The organism is Streptomyces sp. CS113 (assembly GCF_002188365.1).
Classification (GTDB): domain Bacteria; phylum Actinomycetota; class Actinomycetes; order Streptomycetales; family Streptomycetaceae; genus Streptomyces; species Streptomyces tendae.
In genome coordinates this window covers 4,336,347-4,343,449 of sequence record NZ_KZ195574.1, presented here as the reverse complement: position 1 = coordinate 4,343,449, position 7,103 = coordinate 4,336,347, and the positions used below count along the sequence as shown (strand labels likewise).

General features: G+C 73.4%; 6 protein-coding genes. 5 read left to right on the top strand and 1 reads right to left on the bottom strand.

Going from position 1 to position 7,103, the window contains the following annotated elements; translation table 11 throughout:
• From B9W62_RS19210 to B9W62_RS19200, 3 genes are all read left to right on the top strand, one after another.
• Positions 1–805 (top strand): DUF5819 family protein (locus B9W62_RS19210; protein WP_256976505.1); only part of this gene is annotated, 805 nt, incomplete at its 5' end.
• Complete coding sequence (locus B9W62_RS19205; protein WP_087808347.1) at positions 802–2,136, top strand: HTTM domain-containing protein; 1,335 nt, start codon at positions 802–804, stop codon at positions 2,134–2,136. The genes B9W62_RS19210 and B9W62_RS19205, both read left to right, overlap by 4 nt.
• Positions 2,133–2,954 (top strand): TrmH family RNA methyltransferase, encoded by an 822-nt coding sequence (locus B9W62_RS19200; RefSeq protein ID WP_373433692.1) that lies wholly within the window; start codon positions 2,133–2,135, stop codon positions 2,952–2,954. The genes B9W62_RS19205 and B9W62_RS19200 overlap by 4 nt, the downstream gene beginning before the upstream one ends.
• 16 nt (positions 2,955–2,970) lie before the next feature.
• Here B9W62_RS19200 and paaN read toward each other — a convergent pair whose 3' ends face one another.
• Positions 2,971–4,662 carry a phenylacetic acid degradation protein PaaN gene (gene paaN / locus B9W62_RS19195; RefSeq protein ID WP_087808346.1) on the bottom strand — a complete coding sequence of 564 codons (1,692 nt, stop codon included), beginning with the start codon at positions 4,660–4,662 and terminating at the stop codon, positions 2,971–2,973.
• 191 nt (positions 4,663–4,853) lie between these two features.
• Here paaN and B9W62_RS19190 point away from each other — a divergent pair, with 191 nt between their 5' ends.
• Positions 4,854–6,365 (top strand): 3-hydroxyacyl-CoA dehydrogenase, encoded by a 1,512-nt coding sequence (locus B9W62_RS19190; protein ID WP_087808345.1) that lies wholly within the window; start codon positions 4,854–4,856, stop codon positions 6,363–6,365.
• Positions 6,365–6,994 (top strand): TetR/AcrR family transcriptional regulator, encoded by a 630-nt coding sequence (locus B9W62_RS19185; protein WP_087808344.1) that lies wholly within the window; start codon positions 6,365–6,367, stop codon positions 6,992–6,994. The genes B9W62_RS19190 and B9W62_RS19185 overlap by 1 nt, the downstream gene beginning before the upstream one ends.
• Positions 6,995–7,103 lie beyond the last annotated feature (109 nt).

Below are 7,103 nucleotides of genomic sequence, written 5' to 3'. Positions count from 1 at the left end.
AGCCGGTGCTCCGGAAGCAGCCGGTTTCCCGGAGGTGCCTGGTGCCGTGCGGCCGGCGCCCGGCCCCGCGCAGGCCCCCGCCCCCCGTACCGGGGTCGCCGCGCTCTCCCCGCGCTACCAGGTCGGTGCCGTGGTCGCCCTCGCGGTGGTCGCGGTCGCCGTCTGTGCCCATATAGGCCTGGTGTTCCTGCACGTGGCCCCGTCCAACACCCTCACCAAGCAGCACGGTGACGTGGTGGACGAGTGGGTCTTCCCGGAGTTCGAGCAGAACTGGAAGCTCTTCGCGCCCAACCCGCTCCAGCAGAACGTCTCCGTCCAGGTCCGCGCGGAGGTCAGCACGGCGGACGGCGAGATACGGACGACCGGATGGTACGACCTGTCGGCCGAGGACGGCCGGGCCATCGACGGCAATCCGCTGCCGAGCCACACCCAGCAGAACGAACTCCGCCGGGCCTGGGACTTCTTCGTCGCCAGCCACGACTCCGACGACCGCCCGGTGGGTCTGCGGGGCACCCTCTCCGAGACGTACCTGCGGCGCATCGCGCTGCTGCGCCTGGACCGCGACGGCGCCGCCGGACCCGGCGGTGTCGTCGAGCGCGTGCAGTACCGTTCCCGGACCACGAACGTGGAACCGCCCCCGTGGAGCGGTGAGAAGGTCTCCGACCGGCCGACCTTCCGCGAACTGCCCTGGTGGTCCGTGTCCGCGGAGACCCGGGGCGCGAAGTCCGGGCAGGCAGGGCAGGCAGGGCAGGCAGGGCAGGCCGGGCAGGCCGGGCAGGCCGCGACGGAAGGGGGCGCCGCGTGAACGCCGCCGTCCTCAGCGTCTCCCGCGGCATCGCCCGCGTCACCGGCGCCGCACTGGGCCCGTACCAGACCGCCGTGATCCGCATCGGCTTCAGCGCCACCTGGCTGCTCTTCCTGCTGCGCGAACTGCCGCACCGGGGCGAGCTGTACGGGCCGGACGGGCCCTGGGGTCACGACCTCGCCGAGCAGCTGATCGCGGACAACGGCGCCTTCACGGCGCTGATGTGGTCGGACGGCCGGGCCTGGTTCGAGATCGTCTACGCGCTGGCCGTCCTGAGCAGCGTGCTGCTCCTGCTGGGCTGGCGCACTCGGACCATGTCCGTGCTGTTCATGGTCGGGGTGCTCTCGTTGCAGAACCGCAGCGTCTTCATGGGGGACGGCGGCGACAACGTCATCCACCTGATGAGCATCTACCTGGTCCTCACCCGGTGCGGCCAGGTGTGGTCGCTGGACGCGCGCCGTGCCCGGCGGGCGGCCGCGGCCCGCGCGCGGGGCGAGCGGGTCGTGGACCGGATCGGTCCCGTGCTGTGGTGCGCCTCCGGGTTCCTGCTGCTCACGGTGACGCTGGCGGGCGGTTTCGACGGTGACTGGTTCGTCCCGGCGCTGCTGTGGGCGGTGTGGGTCGCGCTGGGTCTGTGGTGGGCCGTGGGGCGGGGCGCGGAGGGCAGCCAGCCGCGGATCCTGCTGGACGTGGTCACCAACATCGTGCACAACGGCGCGCTGGTCGTGATCATGGCCGAGGCGTGCCTGATCTACGCCACGGCCGGCTGGTACAAGATCCAGGGCTCGCGCTGGCAGGACGGCACGGCCGTCTACTACCCGCTGCACCTCGACTACTTCTCGCCGTGGCCCGCGCTCTCCGACGCGCTGGCCGCCAACGGCACGATGGTCATGCTCATCACGTACGGCACGGTCGCCGTGCAGGTCGCCTTCCCGTTCACCCTGTTCAACCGGCGGGTCAAGAACGTGCTGCTGGCCGCGATGATGACCGAGCACGCGGTGATCGCCGTGACGCTCGGGCTGCCGTTCTTCTCGCTGGCGATGATCGCCGCCGACGCGGTCTTCCTGCCGACCTCGTTCCTGCGCCGGCTGGGCGGCTGGGAGGCACGCGCGCGTGGCCGGCTGTCCGGGCGGGGACCCGCGGGAGGCCTGGCCAAGGCGCCGTACGGGCACGGGGACGGTCGTACGGCGACGGTGCCCGGGCCCCGGACCCGGGAGGCCGAGGGTGCGGCGGTCCGCACGGATGCGGTGGCCCGAACGGATGCGGTGGACGGAGCGGGTGCGGTGGACGGGAAGGACCCCGGCCCCACGCACGTAGGCTTCCGGACATGACCGAATCCGGCCCTGGTCCCGGCACCGGCACTGGCACCAGTCCTGGCTCCGCCCCCGCCCCCGCCCCCGGCCTGCCGGACTCCTGGCGCCGGCACGTTGGACAGTGCGTGCTGCTGGACGGCTTCCACGCCCTCAAGCACGCGCTCCGCTTCGGCGCCGAGGTGCCGGTGGCCGTCACCAGCGACCGCGCGGGCGCCCTGGCCCTCGCCGACGACCTGGCGCCGGACGTGCGCGACGCGCTGGCGGGGCTGCTGACCGAGGTGCCGCACGCGACGTACGCGTCGCTCGTCGCGCGGCCGCATCCCACCGCGGTGGCCGCCCTGGCCGTACGGCCCTCCCGGGCGGCGGGCCTGGAGGCGCTGGCGCGCACGCCGCGCAGCGCCCCCGTGGTGGTCCTCGACCAGCCGCGCAACCTCGGCAACGCGGGGGCGGTGATCCGGCTGGCCGCCGGGTTCGGGGCGACCGGCGTGGTCACCACCGGCACGCTCGACCCCTGGCACCCCACGGTGGTGCGCGGTGGGGCGGGGCTGCACTTCGCGACCGTCGTGGAGCGGCTGGAGGTCGCCGGACTGCCACCGGGGCCGGTCTTCGCGCTGGACCCGGAGGGCGAGGACATCCGGGGGCTGAAGCTGCCGGACGAGGCGCTGCTCGCGTTCGGCTCCGAGCGCAGCGGGCTCTCGCCCGAGCTGCGTGCCCGGGCCGATCATCTGGTGGCGCTGCCGATGCGCCCCCAGGTCTCCAGCTACAACCTCGCGACCAGTGTGGCCATGACGCTGTACCACTGGAGCGCCGGCGGGGGCGCACCGCAGATGTCCTAGTGGGGTGTCGTCCGGATCAGGCCGGGCGGCGGACCTCCACCACCCGGAAGCGGTTGGCCACGAACGCGCCGTCGCACAGGGCCGCGTTGGCCGCCGGGTTGCCGCCGGAGCCGTGGAAGTCGGAGAAGGCGGCCGTCTGGTTGACGTACACCCCGCCGGTCAGGTTCAGGGAGAGCTGGGCCGCCTCGTCCAGGCAGACCTCCTGCACGGCCTCCTCGACCTCCGGGTCGGTCGTGTACGCGCCGACCGTCATCGCGCCCTTCTCGCGGACGCTGCGGCGCAGCAGCTCCACCGCGTGGCCGGCGGAGTCGACGGCGACCGCGAAGGAGACCGGGCCGAAGCACTCGCTGGTGTAGGCGGCCTCGTCCTCGGGTTTGGCGCCGTCCAGCTTGACGATCACCGGGGTGCGCACCACCGCGTCCGGGAACTCCGGGTTGGTCACCTCGCGGGAGGCCAGGGCGACCTCGCCGAGACCGGCGGCGGCCTCCAGGCGGGCCTTGACGTCCGGGTTGACGATGGCGCCGAGCAGCGCGTTCGCGCGGGCGTCGTCGCCGAGGAGGCCGTCGACGGCGCGGGCCAGGTCGGCGGTGACCTCGTCGTAGGTCTTGGCGCCCTGGTCGGTGCGGATGCCGTCGCGGGGGATCAGCAGGTTCTGCGGGGTGGTGCACATCTGGCCGCTGTACAGGGAGAGCGAGAACGCCAGGTTGGCGAGCATGCCCCGGTAGTCGTCGGTCGACTCCACGATCACCGTGTTGACGCCGGCCTTCTCCGTGTACACCTGGGCCTGGCGGGCGTTGGCCTCCAGCCAGTCGCCGAAGGCGGTGGAGCCGGTGTAGTCGATGATCCGGATCTCCGGGCGGGTGGCCAGGGTCTTGGCAATGCCCTCGCCGGGGCGCTCGGCGGCCAGCGCGACCAGGTTCGGGTCGAAGCCGGCCTCGGTGAGGACGTCGCGGGCGACCTGGACGGTGAGCGCGAGCGGCAGCACCGCGCGGGGGTGGGGCTTGACCAGGACCGCGTTGCCGGTGGCCAGGGAGGCGAACAGGCCCGGGTAGCCGTTCCACGTCGGGAAGGTGTTGCAGCCGACGACCAGGCCGATGCCGCGCGGGACCGGCGTGAACCGCTTGGTCAGCGCCAGCGGGTCGCGCTTGCCCTGAGGCTTGGTCCACTCCGCCGTCTCCGGGGTGCGGGACTGCTCCACGTATGCGTAGGCCACGGCCTCCATGCCGCGGTCCTGGGCGTGCGGGCCGCCGGCCTGGAAGGCCATCATGAAGGCCTGTCCGGAGGTGTGCATGACCGCCTGGGCGAACTCCATGGTCCGGTCGGCGATCCGCTTGAGGATCTCCAGGCAGACCATCGCGCGCAGCTCCGCGCCCGCGTCGCGCCACGCCTTCTGGCCGGCCTTCATGGCGGGCAGCAGCACGTCGAGGTCCGCGTGCGGGTACTCCACGCCCAGCTCGACGCCGTACGGGGAGGTCTCGCCGCCCACCCAGCCGTCGGTGCCGGGCTGGCCGAGGTCGAGGCGGGTGCCGTGCAGGGCGTCGAAGGCGGCCTTGCCCGCGGCCGTGTCCAGGCTGCCGTTCTCCCCGTAGGCCTTGGGGTGCTCGGGGTGGGGGGACCAGTACGCGCGCGTGCGGATCGTCTCCAGCGCCAGGTCCAGGGTCGGCCGGTGCTGGGCGATCAGCTGGTGTGCGGTGAGTTCGGCGGCCATGCGGGACCAACTCCTCGTCTCTCACGGGCTCCCGACGCGGCGCCGACGCTCCGTCGACTGTCTGTCGAGTCCGTGGACCTGGGGGAAACCTGGGCAGAAACAGGCGGACACGGCTAGAGTAACCGAACGATCGGTCGGGACAAGGGGGACCGCCGCATCTGTGGAAAACCCCGTGCGGGAGGATCGCGCACATGACAGCACTCGACCTCAGCAGCCCCGTGGCCGTCGTCGGCACCGGCACCATGGGCCAGGGCATCGCCCAGGTGGCGCTGGTCGCGGGCCATCCCGTGCGGCTGTACGACGCCGCCGCGGGCCGGGCCGGGGAAGCGGCCGACGCGATCGGCGCCCGGCTCGACCGGCTCGTCGAGAAGGACCGCCTCACCGGCGCCGAACGGGACGCCGCCCGCGCCCGGCTCACGGCCGCCGAGACCCTCGACGGGCTGGCCGGCTGCGCGCTCGTCGTCGAGGCGGTCGTGGAGCGGCTGGACGTCAAGCAGGAGTTGTTCCGCGCCCTGGAGGACGTGGTCGGCGACGACTGCCTGCTCGCCACCAACACCTCCTCCCTGTCCGTCACCGCCGTCGGCGGCGCGCTGCGCGTCCCCGGCCGCTTTGTCGGCCTGCACTTCTTCAACCCCGCGCCGCTGCTCCCGCTGGTGGAGGTGGTCTCCGGGTTCGCCACCGACCCGGCGGCGGCCACGCGCGCGTACGAGACGGCCCGTGCCTGGGGCAAGACCCCGGTCACCTGCGCCGACACCCCCGGCTTCGTCGTCAACCGCGTCGCCCGGCCCTTCTACGCCGAGGCCCTCGCGGTCCACGAGCTGCGGGCCGCCGACCCGGCCACCATCGACGCCGTGCTGCGCGAGTCGGGCGGCTTCAGGATGGGCGCCTTCGAGCTGACCGACCTCATCGGCCAGGACGTCAACGAGTCCGTGACGCACTCCGTGTGGCAGGCGTTCTTCCAGGACGTGCGCTTCACCCCCTCCCTGGCCCAGCGCCGCCTGGTCGAGTCCGGCCGGCTCGGCCGCAAGAGCGGGCAGGGCTGGTACGACTACCGCGACGGCGCCGTCCGCCCCGCGCCGCGCACCGCCGGACCGGCCGAGGCGCCCGCGTACGTCGTCGTCGAGGGGGACCTGGGACCGGCGGCCGAGCTGGTCGCGCTGATCCGGGAGGCGGGCGTCGAGGTGCGCCCGGAGGACGGGTACGGCGCGGGACGGCTCGTCCTGCCGGACGGCGGCACGCTGTGCCTCACCGACGGTGAGCTGCCTGTGTCGCAGGACCTCGTCCACTTCGACCTCGCCCTCGACTACCGCGCGGCCACCCGGATCGCCCTGTCCGCGCCCGCGTCCGTCCGTCCGGGCCTCCTGTCCGGGGCCACCGGCCTGTTCCAGGCGCTCGGCAAGAAGGTCAGTGTGATCGGCGACGTCCCCGGGATGATCGTGGCCCGGACCGTCGCCCGGATCATCGATCTGGCGTTCGATGCCGTGGCCAGGGGCGTGGCCACCCAGGAGGACGTCGACACGGCGATGCGGCTGGGTGTGAACTACCCCCTCGGCCCCTTCGAATGGAGCCGTCGGCTCGGTGACACCTGGGCCTACGACCTGCTGGCCAACGCGCACGAGTGGGAACCGTCCGGGCGTTGCGCGCCGTCCCTCGCGCTCCGCCGCCACGCCGACGCCGCCGACGCACGGGAGGGCACCCCCTGATGACCACCGCCAAGCGCGACACGTACACGCCCGAGACGCTGCTGTCCGTCGCCGTGCAGGTCTTCATCGAGCGCGGCTACGACGGCACCTCCATGGAGCACCTGTCCAAGGCGGCGGGGATCTCCAAGTCGTCGATATACCACCACGTCACGGGCAAGGAGGAGTTGCTGCGCCGGGCCGTGAGCCGGGCCCTGGACGAGCTCTTCGGGATCCTCGACGAGCAGCACGCGCGCGCGGGAACCGCCGCCGAGCGCCTCGAGTACGTCGTGCGGCGCATGGTCGAGGTGCTCATGGCCGAGCTGCCCTACGTGACGCTGCTGCTGCGGGTGCGCGGCAACACCGGCACCGAGCGGTGGGCGCTGGAGCGGCGGCGCGAGTTCGACCACCGGGTCGCCGCCCTGCTCAAGGACGCGGCGGCCGAGGGGGACGTGCGCGAGGACGTGGAGGTGCGGCTCGCGACCCGCCTCGTCTTCGGCATGATCAACTCGATCGTCGAGTGGTACCGGCCCGAGGGCCCCGAGGGCTCCGACGGCCGCGGTGGGGCCGGCGAGCGCGGTGGGGCCGGCGAGCGCGAGGTGGTCGACGCGGTGGCGCGGCTGGTGTTCGGAGGACTGCGCAAGGCGTCCTGAGCCGTTCTGAGCCGTCTGAACCATCCTGAGCTGTGCTGAGCTGTCCTGATCCGTCCGTGGCGCCCCGGGTCGGCCCCGGGTCGGCTCGGGTCGGCCCCGGGGCGGCCCG

Coding starts and splice junctions, on each gene's coding strand:
- B9W62_RS19200 (WP_373433692.1), top strand. CDS start 2,133: ATGACCGAATCCGGCCCTGGTCCCGGCACCGGCACTGGCACCAGTCCT.
- paaN (WP_087808346.1), bottom strand. CDS start 4,662: ATGGCCGCCGAACTCACCGCACACCAGCTGATCGCCCAGCACCGGCCG.
- B9W62_RS19190 (WP_087808345.1), top strand. CDS start 4,854: ATGACAGCACTCGACCTCAGCAGCCCCGTGGCCGTCGTCGGCACCGGC.
- B9W62_RS19185 (WP_087808344.1), top strand. CDS start 6,365: ATGACCACCGCCAAGCGCGACACGTACACGCCCGAGACGCTGCTGTCC.